Source organism: Pseudomonas sp. XP2, from assembly GCF_053557975.1.
In genome coordinates, this window is sequence record NZ_JBNRIK010000046.1 from 1 (window position 1) to 19,187 (window position 19,187).

Below are 19,187 nucleotides of genomic sequence, written 5' to 3' on the forward strand. Positions count from 1 at the left end.
GCGATGGGCTGCGCAGCAGCCCCGGCGGTTTGTGCCGTGACACCAATACCTGGGGCTGCTGCGCAGCCCATCGCGACACAAGGCCGCTCCCACAACATGGGACTGCGCAATCAGGTAACAGTCTTTTACCGATTACCCAGGTTTTCCCTCCCCCGCCTTTGCCTATCCTATGCCCGGTCATCCTGCCTGCGATGGACCCATGAATCACTCTCTGCCCAGCCGCTACGCCTGCCTCGTCATCTGCCTGTTGCTCACCTTCGCCAGCCTGCCGCTGCTGCCCCAACATGCCTGGCTCTGGCCAATCACACTGATTACTGCCCTGCTCAGCCTGGTCGGGCTCAACGACCTGCGCCAGAGCCACCATGCGGTGCGCCGCAACTACCCGATCCTCGGCAATATCCGCTACCTGATCGAAACCATCCGCCCGGAAATCCGCCAGTACCTGATCGAGGGTGACGACGACAAGCTGCCGTTCTCCCGTTCGCAGCGCTCGCTGGTCTATGCCCGCGCCAAGAACGAAAGCGCCGAGAAAGCCTTCGGCACGCTCAACGATGCCTACAAGCCCGGGTTCGAATTCATTAGCCATTCGATGCTGCCAGTGGCCACGCCTGACCCGGCATCGTTTCGCATCGCCATTGGCGGGCCACAATGCCGCCAACCCTACTCGGCCTCGATCTTCAATATATCGGCCATGAGCTTTGGCGCGCTCAGCGCCAACGCTATCGCGGCCCTCAACCGCGGCGCGCGCATGGGCCGGTTTGCCCACGACACGGGCGAAGGCAGCATCAGCCCGTACCACCGTGAGCACGGCGGCGACCTGATCTGGGAAATCGGCAGCGGCTACTTCGGCTGCCGTACGGCGGACGGTCGTTACGACCCGCACCGTTTTGCCGAACAGGCCCGCTCGCCACAGGTGAAGATGATCGAGATCAAACTCAGCCAGGGCGCCAAGCCGGGCCACGGCGGCATCTTGCCGGGGCACAAGGTCAGCCCTGAAATCGCCGAAACCCGTGGCGTGCGCGTAGGTGAGGACTGCATCTCACCGGCGGCGCACAGCGCCTTCCGCACACCGGTCGAGTTACTGCAATTTGTGGCCAGCCTGCGCGAGCTGTCGGGCGGCAAGCCTGTGGGTTTCAAGTTCTGCCTGGGCCACCCGTGGGAGTTCATGGGCATTGCCAAAGCCATGCTGGCCACCGGTATCACGCCGGACTTCATCGTTGTAGATGGCAAGGAAGGCGGTACCGGCGCGGCACCACGCGAATTCAGCGACAACATGGGCGTGCCCATGCGCGAAGGCCTGATGTTCGTGCATAACACGTTGGTTGGCCTGAACCTGCGCTCCAGCATTCGCATTGGCGCTGCGGGCAAGATCGTCAGTGCTTTCGACATTGCCAGCGTGCTGGCCATCGGCGCTGACTGGGTCAACTCGGCACGCGGGTTCATGTTTGCCATTGGCTGCATCCAGTCGCAAAGCTGCCACACCAACAAATGCCCGACCGGCGTGGCCACGCAAGACCCACTGCGCCAGCGCGCCCTGGTGGTGCCAGACAAAGCCGAACGGGTGGCCAGCTTCCATCGCAACACGCTGCACGCACTGGCCGAAATGCTGGCCGCGGCAGGCCTGGAGCACCCTTCGGAGCTTAAGCCCAAGCACCTGGCCCGGCGCGTCAGCCCCAGCGAAATCGGGTTGTTTTCGGACCTGCACACGTTCCTCAAGCCAGGCGAATTGCTCAGTGGCTCGATTGAAAGCGAGTTTTATGCGCGGATGTGGCAGATGGCACGTAGCGACAGTTTTGCGCCGGAGACAGGAGAACTGATGCCCGTTGCAGCAAAAACCGTGCGCCGAAAAGAAACAGCCCCGGCATAAGCCAGGGCTGTTCGATGCTTCAGATCAGGATCAGAAGATGCTGATCGGGTACTCGACGAATACGCGGACTTCGTTGCCGTCGTCGTTGTAACCGTTCTGCTGCACGGCATTGTTGGTACGCAGGAACGAGCTACGCAGTTTGATGGACAGGTCCTTGGCCGGGCCGTCCTGCACCACGTAACGGATCTGGTTGAAGATCTCGCGCTCTTTACCTTCGCCAAAGCCCTGTGGGTTGGCGACGTTACGGGTGTTGATGTTGTCACCCACCACGTAGGCCAGCTTGTAGGTCAGGCCCGGAATGCCGTAGGCACCGAAGTCCAGGCCGTAGCCCAGCTGCCAGGAGCGCTCGTCTTCGGCATTGAAGTCGGACCAGTACGAGTTGGCCAGGTAGATGGTCGAACCACCGTCACCCACGCCACCGGCGTTCTGGTAGAAGCCGTAGTTGTAGCCAGTGCTGCCGGTGCTGCGCTGGTGGGCGATGGTGAACGAGTGTGCACCGTACGCGTAAGTGGCTGCCAGGCTCCAGATGGTGTTGGAGTCGCCGTTCAGGCCAGCGGCTTGTACGTACTTGTTGTCGATGTCCGACTTGTAGCCGTTGAAGTCCAGGGTCAGGGACTGGTCGCTGGCGATCGGGAAGACGTAGTTCAAGCCCAGGTAGTGCTTTTTCATCACGTCTTCGTTGTCGGCGGTGTACAGCGAAGCGGTGAAATTGTCGGTGAACTTGTAGCTGCCACCGAAGACGTTGATCGACTTCAGGCCACCACCGTCGCGGCGCTCGGCGCTTTTGCGCGCTTCCTGGGTGAAGCGGCCGGCGTTCAGTTCCAGGCCCTCGATCTCTTTCGAGGTGATCAGGGTACCGGTGAAGCTTTCTGGCAGCAGACGCGCGTCGTCGTACTGCAGCACTGGCAGTGCTGGCATCTGGTCACCGTACTTCAGCACGGTGTTGGAGATGCGGAATTTCACAGCAGCGCCACCACGGGCCAGGTTGTGCGGCGAGCTGGCGTTGCCTTCGGCATTGGTGGTTTCGTGCGGCTTGAAGAAGTCGACGCCGCCGCCACCGTTGTGGCCTTTGCCGCCATCAAGGCGCACGGCGTACAGGCCGAATGCGTCGACGCCAACGCCGACGGTGCCTTGGGTGAAGCCGGAGGAGAAGTTGGCGATGAACGCCTGGCCCCATTCAATCTGGTCGTCGGTGCCGTGCTTCTTGTCACGGTTGATGTAGGCGTTGCGCAGAAGGACGTTGGCGTGGCTGTCCTCGATGAAGCCCTTGCTGTCGGCCTGGTCATTGGCCTGTGCCTGGGTCGCGGCGATCATCGCCAAGGCGACCAGGCTGATCCTGGTTTTCAACATGTTGTTTTCCTTATTTCTTAATCAAAAACGCTCTGCACTATGACGCCAGGAACCAACGCCCCTTCGTAGGTTCGACGCTATGCGGATCCAGCCTGGTGGGCCAGCCGGTAAGTGCACGGCAGCCCTCGGCAGCAGCATGGCCAAGATCATGGCCAGCAGGCGTTGGCCGAATCCTAGCCGTGTGCGATTACAAATGTCAAAAAGTCGTGAAATGCAGGTTGATATAACCAAAATTATCGGCAGCTCTAGTGCATTTCCATGCAGTGTTGGGCTATCAGCGGGCAATTTATCTTGTGTAGGAAATTGCCTTTGATCGAACGGACAGGTTCCCCTGAGCAGCCAAACACGCGGCGGCAGAGGTTGTTACAAACAGACACATATGTAAAGACAAGCCTTTACAAATACCCAAGCAAAGGCAAATAGCAAGCATTACCATTCGCGCCTTATTTTTCACCTGCCCGGTCCGGATGTGTCCATGCTTGTACCCTGCCGCCTTTCCCCCTTTACGCTTGGCCTGTCGCTCTTGTTCAGCGCCAGCCTGGCCACTGCTGCCACCACCACGCTGCCAGAGTCGTCGGTTACCGCCGACAGCGAGCGCGAAAAGGACAACCCGCGCGTCAAGGAGGTGAGCACCGCCACCCGCACCTCGACGCCGGTGCGTTATGTGCCGCAGGCCATCGACACGGTAAAAACCGCCAATGTGCTGGACTACGGCAGCAACACCTTGGGCAAGGCGCTGGAGGGAATCCCCAACGTCAGCAGCGGCGCCGACACCCGCTTCGACAGCGTGCGCATCCGCGGCTTCGAGGCCAGCAACGACTTCTACCTGGACGGCATTCGCGACGACAGCCAGTACATCCGCGACCTGCACAATATCGAGCGGGTCGAGGTGCTGAAGGGGCCGGCGGCGGTGCTGTATGGCCGCGGTAGCCAGGGCGGCATTGTCAACAGGGTCAGCAAGGCACCGGAGCCTGGCCGCCGCTCCACCCTCGAAGCGCAGGCCGGCAGCGAAGACCTGCGCAGCCTGTATGCCGACCTCAGTGCCGACCCCAGCGACACAGTCAGCCTGCGCCTGAACATGGGCAACCAGGACAACAACAGCTTGCGCGATGGCATCGACGGCAGCCGCCAGCTGTTCGCGCCGTCGATCAGCTGGCAGATCACCCCCGACCTCAACTGGCTGGTGCAGTACGAATACAGCCGCTACAACCGCACGCCTGACCGGGGTATCCCCGGGGTGAATGGCCGCCCGGCCGACGTCAGCCGCAGCACCACCTACGGCGACCAGCGCGACTACATCGATGATCGCGCGCAGTCCCTGCGCTCGCGCCTGAACTACCAGCTGAACGAAACCTGGCAACTGCGCCATACCCTGGGCCTGATCAAGCTCGACAGCGCGTTCGACAACACCTATGTCACGGGCTACAACGCCGGCACAAATACCTTGACCCGCCAGCGCTGGCAGCAGGACCTGAACACCCGCAACCTGTTCAACAACCTGGAGGCCGAGGGCGACTTCGACACCTTGGGCCTGGAGCACAAGCTGCTGCTGGGCCTGGAGATTGGCAACCAGAAGCGTGACCCCGTGCTGTATACCGCTGGTAGCCAGACGCTGCCGGGCTTGGGCCAACCCAACCGTAGCCAGCAGCACAACGGCCGCCTGGTGCTGTCGAGTGACAACCACACGGTGGTCGATAGCCGCGGCATTTATCTGCAGGACCAGATCCGCCTGAACGATCAATGGCAGATCCTTGCCGGGGTGCGCTTCGACCAGTTCGAGGTTGAAACCACCAACATGCGCAACCTGTCCGAGTCGCAGGACAGCAACAGCACCAGCCCACGCCTGGGCGTGGTGTACACACCGTGGCGTGACCATTCGTTCTACGCCTCGTGGAGCAAGACCTTTTCGCCGGTGGGCGGCGGCCTCATCGGCATTACTCCGGGTTCGCAGGGCAACACCAACGACACCAAGCCGGAGGAAACGCGCCAGAAGGAAATCGGGGTGAAGAGCGACTGGCTGGACCAGCGCCTGAGCACCACGGTGGCCATCTACGAGCTGGAGCTGTACAACCGCCGTACCCGCGACCCGCTCATCCCGGAAAACATCTTGCTAAGTGGCTTGCAGCGTTCGCGCGGCATCGAACTGACCGCCACTGGCAACATCGTCGGCAACTGGTATGTACGCGGCGGCATCGGCCTGCAGGATGCGATCATCGTCAAGGACAACAATGGCCAGGAAGGCAACCGCATCAATGATGTGGCCAAGCGCAACGCCAGCCTGTTCGTGACCTGGAAACCAGAGCTGGGCTGGTACGCCGAAACCGGCCTGACGCTGGTGGGCGAGCGTTATGCGGACAACCAGAACACCACGGTATTGCCAGGGTATGGCCGTTGGGATGCACTGGCGGGGTATCGCACCCATGACTGGGATGTGCGGGCGGCGTTGAGCAACATTGCCGACAAGACCTACTACAGCTCGGCGACCAGTGCGGCGCAGATTCAGGTGGGGGACCCGCGTAGCCTGGTGGTTACGGGTAGCTACAGCTTCTGATCGTTGTTGACTGTACTGGCCTCTTCGCGGGCGCGCCCGCTCCCACAGGTGTTTCACAGGTTTCGAGCCATGTGGGGACTCTGTGGGAGCGGGCTTGCCCGCGAAGAGGCCGGTACAAGTAATACCGATCCGATCAGTGCCACACCGCCATCAGCGCCTGCATCTCTGCTTCGCTGATCAGCCCTTGAGGGTACCGCCCGGCAAGCAGACGTCGTGGGTCGGTCGTCCTGACCCTGATGCTTCCATGGTGTTTCAACCACTTCGCCAACACCTTGAGCGACTGGTGATTCACTGCCGATGGGCGCAAAGCCGACTCACTTGCTGCATTCATGTCTACACGTACTCCCTGGCCCGTGAGCGGCTAATTTACGTAAGTAATGTTACAGATCCGAGAGCGCGGCCAGGCCGAGCTATCTAATTGAAAAACAATACAAAACGTATGCCAGCCTGGGCGCCGGGTGTCGCCCGAAAAAAAGGCCCGTCAAATGACGGGCCTTTTTAATTCAAGCTGCGTTCAACGCTTGACCGGCGCCGGCTGCTGCTGAGTCAGGCAGTGGATGTTGCCGCCACCCAGCAACAACTCGCGGCCAGGGATCATCACCACTTCGTGGTCAGGGAAGATCTTTGCCAGAATCGCTCTGGCTTCAGCATCTGCCGGGTCGTCAAAGCTCGGCGCAATGATGCCACCGTTGACGATCAGGAAGTTCACGTACGAACCGGCCAGGCGTACCGACGGGTCACGCGCCTGGCTGCCGGCAACCTGATCGACACCGGCGCACTCTTCAGCGGTGGCAAACAGCGGCCCAGGAATCGGCATCTTGTGCACGATGAACTCACGGCCCTTGGCATCGCGGGTGTTTTTCAATACCTCCATGGCGGCGTGGCAGCGCGCATAATTGGGGTCGTTGGAATCATCGGTCCAGGCCAGTAACACTTCACCGGGGCGCACGTAACAGCAGAAGTTGTCGACGTGGCCGTCGGTTTCGTCGTTGTACAGGCCGTCCGGCAGCCACACCACGGTGTCGACCGCAAGCTGATCGCGCAGCACTGCTTCGATCTGCTCGCGGCTCAAGTGCGGGTTGCGGTTACGGTTGAGCAGGCATTCCTCGGTGGTGATCACGGTGCCTTCACCGTCCACGTGGATCGAACCACCCTCAAGCACAAAGCCTTCGGTCTGGTAGCGCTGGCAGCGCTCCATTTCCAGCACCTTGGCGGCCAGTTCCTCGTCGCGGTTCCAGGGTGCGTACAGGCCCCCATCGAAGCCGCCCCAGGCATTGAAGCCCCAATCCACACCGCGTACTTCACCCTGGTCATTGATGACGAAGGTCGGGCCGGTATCACGCACCCAAGCGTCATCGTTGCTGATTTCGACCACACGAATATTTGGCTGGTCGAGCTGGCGACGGGCATTTTCGTACTGGCCAGCGGAGGCGGCGACGGTGACGGGTTCGAAGCGGGCAATGGCCTTGGCCAGGGTGACATGCGCGGCCTGCGCCGGCTTGCCGCCCAGGCGCCAGTTGTCCGGGCGCTCCGGCCACACCATCCACACCTGGGTTTGTGGGGCCCACTCGGCGGGCATGTGGAAACCATCGGCACGGGGCGTTGAGTTGAGGGTTTTCATGGGTGACCTCTGTGATGGCCCTGAGCCGGAGTGTGCTGGGGCGTTTGGCAATTTATAACCGATACATATCGATATTTGAAGCCCAATACATGCATAAAATCCCACCATTCGCGCTTTCAAATCGATAACAATCGGCAAATAAGTGGAATGGTGTGGCTAATGGAACGGGCTGCCGTCTACCATAGCCACACCTTATGCATCCTTTTACAGGTACGCGCGGAAATTTCCGACAAGGCCGACTAGGGTCATTACGTGAGCAACGGGCCAGCGAGCCGCTATGAACATCATCCCTACCGCAATCCCTGAAGTACTGATCATCGAGCCGAAGGTTCACGGTGACAGCCGTGGTTTTTTCTTCGAGGCATTCAACGCACGTGAGTTCGCACGGCAAACCGGCGTGCGCACCGAGTTCGTGCAGGACAACCACTCGCGCTCCAACAAGGGCGTGCTGCGCGGCCTGCACTATCAGGTAGAAAACACACAAGGCAAGCTGGTAAGGGTGGTGCACGGGGAAATCCGCGATGTCGCCGTGGACGTGCGCAAAAGCTCGCCAACCTTCGGCCAATGGGTCGCCGTGCATCTGTCGGCCGACAACCACCGCCAACTCTGGATTCCACCCGGCTTCGCCCATGGTTTTGCGGTGGTGAGCGAGTCGGTCGAGTTCCTCTACAAGACCACCGACTACTACAACCCCGGCGCTGACCGCTGCATCCGTTGGGACGACCCGCAACTGGCCATCGACTGGGGGCTGCAGCAGCCACCGGTGCTGTCGGACAAGGACAAAGTCGGCCTGCCACTGGCAGAGGCGGAACTGCTGCCATAACTAGCGCATAATTGCGCCAGACTTTTCTGGCGCATTTACGTGATGATTGCAAAACCCACGCCCCCACGCCGTCCGCGCTGGCGCAGCCTGGCCTTGCTGGCCCTGTGCCTGGCCCCGTTGCTGTGGCCCCTGCATCACTTGGCCGAACGCTATTACCAGGAAGAGCTGGCCTCGCAGAACCGCCAGACCCTCGACCTGTACGTCGCCAACCTGCTCGGTACCCTGCACCGCTACGAAACCTTGCCGCAAATCCTCGGCGACCTGCCGGCGCTGCGTGGCGTGCTGGCCGACCCGTTCCGCCTGGAAGCGGTGACCAACGCCAACCGCCTGCTCAAGGACATCGTGCAGCAGACCGGTGCCGAGGTGATGTACCTGATGGACGTCAGCGGCAACACCTTGGCCGCGTCCAACTGGGACAAACGCGACAGCTTCGTCGGCCGCAACTTCGCCTTCCGCCCGTACTTCAACGAAGCCATGGCCGGCCACCTGGGCCGCTTCTTCGGCCAGGGCACCACCTCGGCCAAACGCGGCTACTTCTTTGCAGCAGCCGTGCGAGACCGCGAGCGAATCGTTGGCGTGCTGGTGGTCAAGGTCGACCTCGACCACACCGAGACCCTTTGGGGCCGCACCCCCGAGCAGCTGCTGCTGACCGATCACAATGGCGTGGTCATCCTGACGTCGCGACCCGACTGGCGCTTCCGTGCTACCCGCACGCTGACCGAGGCCGAGCGCCAGGCCATCATCGCCATCCAGCCCTACCCCACCCAGGCCCCACAACCGCTGGTGCTCAACCCGGACGCCTGGATCACCCAGACCCGCGACATCAAGGAAACCGGCTGGCAGGTCAGCATCCTCGCCCCGCGCATGCTGGTCGATCGCTCGGTGCAAACGGTGATGGCCATCGGTGCCGGCACCCTGCTGGTACTGATGCTGCTGGCCGGCCTGGTCATGCAACGGCGGCGCCACTACATCGACCGCATCGACTTCGAAGCCCGTGGCCGTCAGGAGCTGGAAAAGCGCGTGGCCGAACGTACCGCCGACCTTGAAGGCCTGAACACCCGGCTGAAAAATGCCGTGCTGGAACGCGAGAACGCCCAGCAGGAGGCGGTGCGCGCCCAGGATGAACTGGTGCAGGCCGGCAAGCTATCGGTATTGGGCACCATGTCGGCCAGCATCAGCCACGAGCTCAACCAGCCGCTGGCCGCCATCCGCAGTTACGCGGAAAACGCCGAGATCCTGCTGGACCACCAACGCACCGATGACGCCCGCGGCAACCTCAAGCTGATCGGCGAGCTGACCGGGCGCATGGCCTCGATCATCGCCCACCTGCGCGCCTTCGCCCGCCGCGACCGGCATGCTCCGGAAAGCGTGGCCCTGCAGCCCGCCCTGGACGATGCGCTGGCACTGCTTGCCAAACGCCGCCGTGCAATGGCCGTGGAGCTGATCCGCGACCTGCCGGAGGCGACCTTGTGGGTACAGGCCGGTGAAACCCGCCTGCGCCAGGTGCTCGGCAACCTGCTGGCCAATGCCCTCGACGCCCTGACCGAAAAGGCCAACCCGCGCCGCTTGTGGCTAAGTGCCGAGCAGCGCGATGACTGCGTCTACCTGTACATCCGCGACAACGGCCCAGGTTTCAGCCGCCAGGCCCTGGAGCACGCCAAGGAGCCGTTCTTTACCACCAAGACCCGCACCCAGGGCCTGGGCTTGGGCCTGGCTATCTGTGAAAGCCTGATGCGCGCCTTGGGCGGTGAGCTGCTGCTGGCCAACCACCCGGAAGGTGGCGCACTGCTGACCCTGCAGCTGCGTGTGGCCGCGCCTGGCGCTACTTTGCCCAATTCGGAGGACCCCTCGGCATGACCACCGAGACATTGATCGACAGCCAAGCCCAGGTCATCCTGGTCGACGATGACCCGCACCTGCGCCAGGCCCTGAGCCAGACCCTGGACCTGGCAGGGCTCAAGGTGGTCGCCCTGGCCGATGCCCAAGGCCTGGCTGACCGTATCGAGGCCGACTGGCCCGGTGTGGTGGTCAGCGACATCCGCATGCCCGGCATCGATGGCCTGCAACTGCTGGAGCAACTGCACGGCCGCGACAGCGAGCTGCCGGTGTTGCTGATCACCGGCCATGGCGATGTGCCGCTGGCGGTCCAGGCGATGCGCGCCGGGGCTTATGACTTCCTGGAAAAACCCTTCGCCACCGACGCGCTGCTCGACAGCGTGCGCCGCGCCCTGGCCCTGCGCCGCCTGGTGCTGGACAACCGCAGCCTGCGCCTGGCACTGAGCGACCGCCAGCAACTGGCCACCCGCCTGGTCGGCCATGCGCCATCCATGCTGCGCCTGCGCGAGCAGATTGGCGCCCTGGCCGGCACCCGCGCCGATGTGCTGATCCTGGGTGAAACCGGCGCTGGCAAAGAGGTGGTGGCGCGCGCCCTGCACGACCTGTCCAGCCGCCGCGACGGCCCGTTCGTGGCGATCAACGCCGGTGCGCTGGCCGAGTCGGTGGTCGAGAGCGAGCTGTTCGGCCATGAGCCCGGCGCGTTTACCGGCGCGCAGAAGCGCCGCATCGGCAAATTCGAGTTCGCCAATGGCGGCACGCTGTTCCTCGACGAGATCGAGAGCATGAGCCTGGATGTACAGGTAAAACTGCTACGCATGTTGCAGGAGCGGGTGGTCGAGCGACTCGGCGGCAACCAGCTGATCCCACTGGATATCCGCATCATTGCCGCAACCAAGGAAGACCTGCGCCAGTCCGCCGACCAGGGGCGCTTTCGTGCCGACCTGTATTACCGGCTTAACGTGGCGCCGTTGCGTATCCCACCGTTGCGCGAGCGCGGCGATGACATCCTGGTGCTGTTCCAGCACTTCGCCGACGCCGCCAGCCAGCGCCATGGTCTGCCGCCACACACCCTGCAGCCACACCAGCGCGCCGTGCTGCTACGTCACGCCTGGCCAGGCAATGTGCGCGAGTTGCAGAACGCCGCCGAGCGTTTCGCCCTTGGCCTGGAACTGGCCCTGGACGGCCAGACGCCGCCGGCGACGGCACTTGCAGCGCCAATGCCGAGTGGCAACCTCAGCGAACAGGTCGAGCACTTCGAACGCTCGCTGATCGCTGCCGAACTGGCCCAGCCACATGGCTCCATGCGCAGCCTGGCCGAGGCGCTGGGCATCCCCCGCAAGACCCTGCACGACAAGCTACGCAAGCACGGTTTGAGCTTTGACGGCGCCGGCGGCGGGCACGACGATCAAGAGGATCACCGTTGATGAACACCGATAGCCAGTACCTGCAATCCGTACTGCACAGCGATATCCCCCTGACCCGGGAAATGGGCCTGGAAGTAGTCGATTGGCAACAGCACACCCTGCGCCTGCAACTGCCGCTGGCGGCCAACGTCAACCACAAGAGCACCATGTTCGGCGGCAGCCTGTACTGCGCGGCCGTGCTGGTGGGCTGGGGCTGGCTGCACCTGCGACTGCGTGAGCTGGGGATCGATGACGGGCATATCGTCATCCAGGAAGGGCAGATCAGTTATCCGTTGCCGGTTACCGGTGTGGCGGTGGCGCGTTGTGCAGCGCCCGACGAAAAAACCTGGGAACGATTCATAGCCATGTACCAGCGCCGTGGGCGGGCGCGGTTGACGTTGGAAACCACCGTGAGCAATGCCGGGCGTGACGAGCCTGCCGTGAAATTCAGCGGCCAGTACGTTCTGCACCGCTAGCCCGACAGCCGCTTGAAGCAACTGCCTGGCACACAACCCAAAGACTGGCGCAATCCCTGTGGGAGCGGTGAAATCCGTCAGATCAGGTTCAGGAAGGCCTGGCGCCATGCAGCATTGGCCGGCAATGCCAAAAAATACGGGTTAAGCAGCGACTCGCGCGGCGGATACCGGAACGGCAAGCCATCCAGCCCGATCACCTCGCCGCCGGCCCCTTCCACCACACCCTGCGCCGCTGCAGTGTCCCACTGCGAAGTCGGCGCCAGGCGCGGATAACAATCGGCACTGCCCTCAGCCAACAGGCAGAACTTCAACGAGCTGCCAATATTGGCCAGCTCCAGCTCTCCCACAGCGGCCCCAAGGCCGGCCAACAACGCTTCCTGCTCCGGGCTGGAGTGTCGACGGCTGGCCACCACGGTAAAACGCTCGCCCTGTGCAGGTGCGTTGCGTACCTGAATCAGCTGGGCTGCCTCACCGGCATCTGCACGCCAGGCCCCCATGCCGCGCCCACCAAAATAGCAGCGCCCATTGGTGGGCATCGACACCACGCCAAACACCACCTCGCCGTTTTCGACCAGGGCGATGTTGACCGTGAACTCTTCGCTGCCGGCAATGAACTCCTTGGTGCCGTCCAGCGGGTCGACCAGCCACCAGCGGCTCCAACCCTGACGCTCGGCCAGCGCAATGTTGCAGTCCTCCTCGGACAGCACCGGAATATGCGGCGCCAGCGCCAGCAGGCCATCGGCAATCACCCGGTGCGCCGCCAGGTCGGCGGCGGTAACCGGCGAGTCGTCGGCCTTGTTGGTCACGGCCACATCGGCACGCCAGAACGGCAGGATCGCCTCACCCGCCGACAACGCCAGCTTGACCACTTCGTGCATCAGTTGCAGGTCGTTCATAGCTCCAGCAGCCCCCGCTGAATCAGCAAGTCACGTGTCAGGTAAAGCGCCGCCAGGGCACGTCCCTCGGTGAACTGCGGATGCATGGCCAATGCCGACAGCTCGCGCAGGTTGACCTTGTCGACCCGCATCGGTTCTGGCTCATCGCCTTCCAGGCGCTCTTCGTACAAGTCGGTAGCCAGTACCACCTGGATCTTCTGGCTCATGTAGCCCGGCGACAGCGACAGCTCGGTCAGGTGCTCCAGCTGGCGTGCGCCAAAACCGGCTTCTTCCTTGAGCTCCCGGTCGGCTGCCGCCAGCACGTCTTCGCCCGGCTCGATCAGGCCCTTGGGCAACGACAGCTCGTATTCGTCGGTGCCACCACAGTATTCCTCCACCAGCACGGCGTGCTCGGCGTCGAGCATGGCCACGATCATCACTGCGCCGTAGCCGTTACCCCGGCCCACCAGGCGCTCGTAGGTACGCTCAGTGCCATTGCTGAAGCGCAATTGCACGGCTTCGACGCGAAACAGACGGCTGCTGGCGACGATTTCGCGGCTGAGGACGGTGGGTTTCTGGCGCATGGGGCGGCTCCTTGGCGTGAACGGGTTACTATACCGTGGCTTGCCGACTGATCGAGAGTTTCCCATGCCTGTTATTCCCTGGTCTGCCATCGATACCGTCCTGCTGGACATGGACGGCACCCTGCTCGACCTGCATTACGACAACCGCTTCTGGCTGGAGCACCTGCCCCAGCGCTATGCCGAGCTGCACGGGGTGAGCCGGGCCATGGCGCAAATGGAGCTGCAGCCGCTGTTTGAGCGCAATGCCGGCACCCTGAACTGGTATTGCCTGGACTTCTGGAGCCGCGAGTTGCGCCTGCCGATCCGTGAGCTGAAGCAGGAAATCGCCGACCTGATCGCCCTGCGACCAGACGCCGATACCTTCCTGGCGGCAATCCGCAAGGCGGGCAAACGCGTGGTGATGATCACCAATGCCCACCGTGACTCGCTGTCGCTGAAGCTGGAGCGGGTGGAACTGGCACCGTATTTCGAACGGCTGATCAGCTCGCACGATTACGGCTACCCGAAGGAAAGCCCGCAGTTCTGGGATGCATTACAGGCAGACATCGGCTTTGAGCCGCAACGCAGCCTGTTCATCGATGACACACTGGCGATTCTGCGCAGTGCGCGGCAGTTTGGCGTGGGGCACCTGCTGGCGGTGCGCCAGCCGGATAGCAAGGCAGGGCCGCGGGATACCGAAGAGTTTGCGGCCGTCGAGGATTACCGGGAGTTACTGGTAGGCCTATGAGGCCCCATTCGCAGGGCAAGCCCGCTCCCACAAGTTGGCCGCTGGGTTCAGGTTCAGCGGTAAAGCTGTGGGGGGGCTTGTCCCGGAAGAGGCCGGTCCAGGCTGCGAAGATCAGTCAGGAATACGCAGCACCTGCCCCGGATAAATCTTGTCCGGGTGCGACAGCATCGGCTTGTTGGCCTCAAAAATCTTGTTGTACTGGTTGGCGTTGCCGTACACCACGACTGAAATGGCCGATAGCGTGTCGCCCTTTTTCACCGTAATGAACCTGGCCGCCTTCACCACTGGCCCTGTCACTGTAATCTGGTCATCCACGCTGGCCACACCATTGATGTTACCGGCTGCAAGAATGATCTTTTCCTTCTCCTCCTGGCTGGCCACCTCACCCTTGAGGATGATCTTGTCTCCCTCTACAGTGGCTTTGATGTTCGGGTTTCCCAGGCCGACACTTTCCACGTGCTTCTTGAGCTGCTCCTCGGCATTGGCATTGCCGGGGGTCAGCAGGTCGATCAACTTCTCGCCGGCTTCCTTCACGAAACTGAACAGGCTCATTGCGCTCTCCTTGTTGACGAAACCTTGGACTCACGAGTCTAGGCCAGCTTTTCCACTCCCGCCCCCTGTGCGACCAATCGACGCGGTCTATCAAGGCATAGACCCTAGCGATTAGACGCCGCCGGCCCGCAAGCCTAGGCTTGTGCTATCAGAAAGCCGCCGGTATTCAACGCCCCGATGAACAGCAAACCTCCGGTCTGCGCGGCCTCATCGCCTTTGTCCATGCCCGCCGCCAGCAACACCTACGATTACGTCCAGTTAACCGACGCCAGACGCGACAGCACACCGCTGGCCGAAGAAGTGGCCCTGGCCATTGTCTACAACGGCCTCAATCAGGCGGTGATGCTGGTAAGCCCCACCGACCTGGAGGACTTCGCCGTCGGTTTCAGTGTTGGCAGCGGCATTGTCGAAGGCACAGCAGACATCTACGACCTGAAGCTCTCCGGCAGCGGTTCGGCAATGTATGCCGACCTGGAAATTTCCAGCCGGGCGTTCTGGAACCTGAAAAACCAGCGCCGCCAACTGGCCGGCACCAGTGGTTGCGGCCTGTGTGGTGTCGAAGCCCTGGAGCAGGCGCTGCCGGACCTGGCCGTGCTGCCGGGTGCGCCCCTGCCCCCGGCCCAGTGGCTGGTGGGCCTGCGTGAACGCATCGATGCCTTCCAACCGCTGGGCCAGCATTGCGGGGCTGTGCATGCAGCCCTGTTCATGGACCGCCATGGCGAGCTTTTGCTCGGCCGCGAAGACATCGGCCGGCACAACGCCCTCGACAAACTGATCGGCGCCCTGCTGCGCCAAGGCATCGACAGCCAGGGCGGCTTGGCCATCGTCACCAGCCGCTGCAGCCTGGAGCTGATCCAGAAAGTACTGCGTGCCGGCATCCAGACCCTGGTCAGCCTATCGGCGCCCACCGGCCTTGCCCTGCAATGGGCACGCAAGCACAACCTCAACCTCATCCATTTGCCCAAGCACAGCGCACCGCGGGTCTTCAGCCCGGCGGCGGAGTCGTAACAGCAGTGACTTCTTACCAGCACCTCCCGGACAACGCACCAGCCTCCACCCCTCGCTACAAGCCCTACCACGGCCCAGCCGGTGGCTGGGGCGCGCTGCGCAGCGTGGCCAAGGCATGGGTCGGCAGCGACAACGCACTAAAGAACATTCGCGCCCTGCTCAAGACCAACCAGAACGGCGGCTTCGACTGCCCGGGCTGCGCCTGGGGCGATTCGCCGGAAAGCGGCATGGTCAAGTTCTGCGAGAACGGCGCCAAGGCCGTGAACTGGGAGGCCACCAAGCGGCGCGTCGATGCGGCCTTCTTCGCCCGTTACAGCGTTACCTCGCTGCTGCAGCAAAGCGATTACTGGCTGGAGTACCAAGGGCGCCTGACCGAACCGATGGTCTACGACGGGCCCAGCGACCGTTACCTGCCCATCAGCTGGGATGCCGCCTTCGCCCTGATCGCTCGCGAGCTGAACAAGCTCACCAACCCTGACCAGGCCGAGTTCTATACCTCGGGGCGCGCCAGCAACGAAGCGGCGTACCTGTACCAGTTGTTTGTGCGCGCCTATGGTACCAACAACTTTCCTGACTGCTCGAACATGTGCCACGAAGCCAGTGGCGTGGCCTTGGGGCAAAGCGTCGGGGTCGGCAAGGGCACCGTCACCTTCGACGACTTCGAGCATGCCGACGCTATTTTTGTCTGGGGGCAGAACCCCGGCACCAACCACCCACGCATGCTCGACCCGCTGCGTGATGCGGTGAAACGTGGCGCCCAGGTGGTGTGCGTAAACCCGCTCAAGGAGCGTGACCTGGAGCGCTTCCAGCACCCGCAGAACCCGCTGGAGATGTTGACCAACAGTGACCGGCCGACCAACACCGCGTTCTTCCGCCCGGCGCTGGGCGGCGACATGGCGATGCTGCGCGGCATGGCCAAGTTCGTCCTGCAATGGGAACGCGAAGCCCAGGCCAAAGGCGAACCGGCCGTGTTCGACCATGCCTTCATTGCCGAACATGGTCATGGCGTCGACGACTACCTGGCAGTGGTCGATGCCACGCCGTGGGAACACATCCAGGCGCAGTCCGGGCTGACGCTGGCCGACATCGAGCTGGCCGCGCGCATGTACTGCCGTGGCAAGCGGGTGATCATGTGCTGGGCGATGGGCATCACCCAGCACCGCCATTCGGTGCCGACCATCCAGGAAATCGTCAACCTGCAAATGTTGCGCGGCAACATCGGCGCACCCGGCGCCGGTCTGTGCCCGGTGCGCGGCCACAGCAACGTGCAGGGCGACCGCACCATGGGCATCAATGAACGCCCGCCAGTGGCGCTGCTGGACGCCCTCGAAAAGCGTTTTGGCTTCCCCGTGCCCCGGCACAACGGCCACAACACCGTCGAAGCCATCCACGCCATGCTCGACGGCCGCGCCAAAGTATTCATCGGCCTGGGCGGCAATTTCGCCCAGGCCACGCCAGACACCGAGCGTACTGCCCAGGCACTGCGCAACTGCGAGCTGACCGTGCATATCAGCACAAAGCTCAACCGCAGCCACCTGGTGCACGGCAAGCAGGCGCTGATCCTGCCGTGCCTGGGCCGCACCGACATCGACCTGCAGGCCGACGGGCCGCAGGCGGTGACGGTGGAAGACTCGTTCAGCATGGTGCACGCCTCCAACGGCCAGCTGAAGCCGCTGTCGACGCAAATGCGCTCGGAACCTGCAGTGATTGCCGGCATCGCCGCTGCCACCCTGGGCAAGCAACCGGTGGACTGGCACTGGCTGGTGGCCGACTACGACCGCATCCGCGACCTGATCGGCGATACCATCGCGGGCTTCAGCGGTTTCAACCAGCGCTTGCAGCGTCCAGGCGGTTTTTACCTGGGTAACAGCGCTGCCAGTCGCGAATGGAAGACCAGCAGCGGCCGGGCCAACTTCAAGGCCAACCTGCTGCCGGATTCGTTGCTCGATGAGCGCGTGCGCGCCAGTGGCCAACTGCCCGACCTGATCATGCAGTCGATGCGCTCGCACGATCAGTACAACACCACCATCTACGGCCTGGACGACCGTTACCGGGGCGTGCGCGGCCAGCGCGAAGTGCTGTTCGCCAACGAAGCCGACATCATCCGCCTGGGCTTCCAGCCGGGGCAAAAGGTCGACATCGTGTCGCTGTGGGGTGATCAGCATGTGCGCCGGGTGCAGGGCTTCACCCTGCTGGCCTTCGACATCCCGGCCGGGCAGGCAGCGGCGTATTACCCCGAGGTGAATCCGCTGGTGCCACTGGAAAGCATTGGCGATGGCAGCCATACGCCGACCTCGAAGTTCATTGCCATCAAACTGGAGCGCGCACGGGACGACGGGCGTATTCTGTAGAAACGAAAAAAGCCCTGTTCCATGGCGGTTCAGGGCTTTGTCATAAAGGTCTCAGACAGCCGAAAAACGATAAAGTTTCACAGCAAATACAGTAACTTAGAGAATTGTGTACAACTCGTGTTACTCGTCGGATTTCCGTTGCCAGCCACGCCGCTTAGCCTCAAATTCGCCTCGTCATCCCTATGAGGCTCTCTTGATGAAGAAGTACTCCTCGATTTTGTTGTTGTCTTTCAGCTTGCTCAGCGGCGTTGCCATGGCAGGCGGCAATACCGAGGCCGGCATTGGCGGCGCATTGGGTGGGGTACTCGGCTCCGTAGTGGGTAACTCCATCGGCGGTAGCACCGGCGGCGCCATTGGTGCCGGTCTGGGCGGCGCAGCCGGCGGTGCCCTGGGTGCCGACAAGCGCCAGCGTGGCGAGGCCGCTATCGGCGGCGCACTGGGCGCTGCAGGCGGTAACGTGGTCGGTCGCTCGGTGGGCGGCACCACCGGTAGCTACATTGGCGCAGCAGCCGGCGGTGGTGCCGGTGGCGCGCTGGGTAACTACATGGGCAACAAAGCCGACGAAGACGAGCGTCATGATGATCGCCGCTACCGTCGCGGCTACGACGACCGTCGCCACTACGACCGTGGTCGCCACTACGGCCACCGCAAGCACAAGCGCCACTGGCGCGACTGATGCCGCGGGCCCTGCCCCGGCAGCAAAAGCCCCGCCCCTGCCGGCGGGGCTTTTTTATGCCTGCTGTTCCAGTACCAGGCCAGACAGGACCACTTGCAGCGGTTCAGGCAGCACCGCAGGACGACCACTGGCACGCTCGATGAACACCTGCACTACCGTGCCTGCAGCACACGCCTCCGGTTCCCCCGGGCGGAACAGCGCCAGGCGGTACTCCACCGTACTACCCGCCAGGCGCGTCACTCCCAAGCCCACTTCGAGCACGTCGGGAAAGCCTGGCAGCGCATAGAAATCCGCAGCCGAACTGACCACGAATGCCGCCAGTTCACCGTCACGCAGGTCCACCTCGGCCTGTTCGGCGAGGAAGGCCTGGATCGCCGTTTCGAAAAAGCCATGCACGGTAGCACCGGCGATATGGCCATTGACGTCGTTGTCCGAAGGGCGGGTGAGGATGGGGTGGAAGTGGTAGAAGGCAGTGCGCTGAGGGGAT

17 protein-coding genes are annotated in these 19,187 nt (G+C 62.8%); 10 read left to right on the forward strand and 7 right to left on the reverse strand.

Going from position 1 to position 19,187, the window contains the following annotated elements:
* Positions 1-199: 199 nt before the first annotated feature.
* Positions 200-1,867, forward strand: coding sequence for an FMN-binding glutamate synthase family protein (locus ACK1VC_RS27995; RefSeq protein WP_191087162.1), 1,668 nt, complete (start codon positions 200-202; stop codon positions 1,865-1,867).
* A gap of 30 nt (positions 1,868-1,897) precedes the next feature.
* Here ACK1VC_RS27995 and ACK1VC_RS28000 read toward each other — a convergent pair whose 3' ends face one another.
* Entirely contained in the window at positions 1,898-3,217 is a 1,320-nt protein-coding gene (locus tag ACK1VC_RS28000; RefSeq protein WP_016484429.1) for an OprD family porin, read from the reverse strand.
* A 475-nt stretch (positions 3,218-3,692) separates the two neighbouring features.
* On the opposite strand from ACK1VC_RS28000, the gene ACK1VC_RS28005 reads away from it, so the two are divergent.
* Positions 3,693-5,768 carry a TonB-dependent receptor gene (locus tag ACK1VC_RS28005; protein ID WP_016484428.1) on the forward strand — a complete coding sequence of 692 codons (2,076 nt, stop codon included), beginning with the start codon at positions 3,693-3,695 and terminating at the stop codon, positions 5,766-5,768.
* A gap of 133 nt (positions 5,769-5,901) precedes the next feature.
* On the opposite strand, the gene ACK1VC_RS28010 is transcribed toward ACK1VC_RS28005, so the two are convergent.
* A complete protein-coding gene (locus ACK1VC_RS28010) occupies positions 5,902-6,099 on the reverse strand; it encodes a hypothetical protein (protein WP_016484427.1) in 198 nt (65 codons plus the stop codon).
* Positions 6,100-6,282: 183 nt separating this feature from the next.
* Positions 6,283-7,389, reverse strand: coding sequence for an agmatine deiminase (gene aguA / locus ACK1VC_RS28015; protein ID WP_095116614.1), 1,107 nt, complete (start codon positions 7,387-7,389; stop codon positions 6,283-6,285).
* A 277-nt stretch (positions 7,390-7,666) separates the two neighbouring features.
* On the opposite strand from aguA, the gene rfbC reads away from it, so the two are divergent.
* Genes rfbC through ACK1VC_RS28035 form a run of 4 tightly spaced genes read left to right on the forward strand, consistent with a single transcriptional unit; the run spans position 7,667 to position 11,927 of the window.
* Complete coding sequence (gene rfbC, locus ACK1VC_RS28020; RefSeq protein WP_016484425.1) at positions 7,667-8,212, forward strand: dTDP-4-dehydrorhamnose 3,5-epimerase; 546 nt, start codon at positions 7,667-7,669, stop codon at positions 8,210-8,212.
* A 42-nt stretch (positions 8,213-8,254) separates the two neighbouring features.
* Positions 8,255-10,069 carry a sensor histidine kinase gene (locus ACK1VC_RS28025; RefSeq protein WP_060518072.1) on the forward strand — a complete coding sequence of 605 codons (1,815 nt, stop codon included), beginning with the start codon at positions 8,255-8,257 and terminating at the stop codon, positions 10,067-10,069.
* Positions 10,066-11,472 (forward strand): sigma-54-dependent transcriptional regulator, encoded by a 1,407-nt coding sequence (locus ACK1VC_RS28030; protein ID WP_016484423.1) that lies wholly within the window; start codon positions 10,066-10,068, stop codon positions 11,470-11,472. The genes ACK1VC_RS28025 and ACK1VC_RS28030 overlap by 4 nt, the downstream gene beginning before the upstream one ends.
* Positions 11,472-11,927 (forward strand): thioesterase domain-containing protein, encoded by a 456-nt coding sequence (locus ACK1VC_RS28035; protein WP_191087161.1) that lies wholly within the window; start codon positions 11,472-11,474, stop codon positions 11,925-11,927. Before ACK1VC_RS28030 ends, ACK1VC_RS28035 begins: the two co-directional genes overlap by 1 nt.
* A 77-nt stretch (positions 11,928-12,004) precedes the next feature.
* Here ACK1VC_RS28035 and cysQ read toward each other — a convergent pair whose 3' ends face one another.
* Together cysQ and nudE are read right to left on the reverse strand one after the other, a co-directional pair.
* Entirely contained in the window at positions 12,005-12,823 is an 819-nt protein-coding gene (gene cysQ / locus ACK1VC_RS28040; RefSeq protein ID WP_016484421.1) for a 3'(2'),5'-bisphosphate nucleotidase CysQ, read from the reverse strand.
* The gene (gene nudE / locus ACK1VC_RS28045; RefSeq protein WP_016484420.1) at positions 12,820-13,386 is read right to left on the reverse strand and encodes an ADP compounds hydrolase NudE; all 567 of its coding nucleotides are present in this window, start codon (positions 13,384-13,386) and stop codon (positions 12,820-12,822) included. Before nudE ends, cysQ begins: the two co-directional genes overlap by 4 nt.
* A gap of 64 nt (positions 13,387-13,450) precedes the next feature.
* Between nudE and yrfG the strand changes: the two genes are divergently transcribed.
* Positions 13,451-14,113 (forward strand): GMP/IMP nucleotidase, encoded by a 663-nt coding sequence (yrfG, locus tag ACK1VC_RS28050; RefSeq protein WP_016484419.1) that lies wholly within the window; start codon positions 13,451-13,453, stop codon positions 14,111-14,113.
* A gap of 111 nt (positions 14,114-14,224) precedes the next feature.
* Here yrfG and lysM read toward each other — a convergent pair whose 3' ends face one another.
* Positions 14,225-14,665, reverse strand: coding sequence for a peptidoglycan-binding protein LysM (lysM, locus tag ACK1VC_RS28055; RefSeq protein WP_016484418.1), 441 nt, complete (start codon positions 14,663-14,665; stop codon positions 14,225-14,227).
* A 177-nt stretch (positions 14,666-14,842) separates the two neighbouring features.
* On the opposite strand from lysM, the gene fdhD reads away from it, so the two are divergent.
* From fdhD to ACK1VC_RS28070, 3 genes are all read left to right on the forward strand, one after another.
* Positions 14,843-15,673, forward strand: a complete 831-nt coding sequence (gene fdhD, locus ACK1VC_RS28060) for a formate dehydrogenase accessory sulfurtransferase FdhD (RefSeq protein WP_016484417.1) — start codon at positions 14,843-14,845, stop codon at positions 15,671-15,673.
* Between the two features lie 5 nt (positions 15,674-15,678).
* Positions 15,679-18,024 carry an FdhF/YdeP family oxidoreductase gene (locus ACK1VC_RS28065; RefSeq protein WP_449118173.1) on the forward strand — a complete coding sequence of 782 codons (2,346 nt, stop codon included), beginning with the start codon at positions 15,679-15,681 and terminating at the stop codon, positions 18,022-18,024.
* A 196-nt stretch (positions 18,025-18,220) separates the two neighbouring features.
* A complete protein-coding gene (locus ACK1VC_RS28070) occupies positions 18,221-18,700 on the forward strand; it encodes a glycine zipper domain-containing protein (protein ID WP_016484415.1) in 480 nt (159 codons plus the stop codon).
* A gap of 54 nt (positions 18,701-18,754) precedes the next feature.
* On the opposite strand, the gene ACK1VC_RS28075 is transcribed toward ACK1VC_RS28070, so the two are convergent.
* Positions 18,755-19,187, reverse strand: a 433-nt coding sequence (locus tag ACK1VC_RS28075; RefSeq protein WP_449118174.1) for an acyl-CoA thioesterase, incomplete at its 5' end; no start/stop codon positions are given.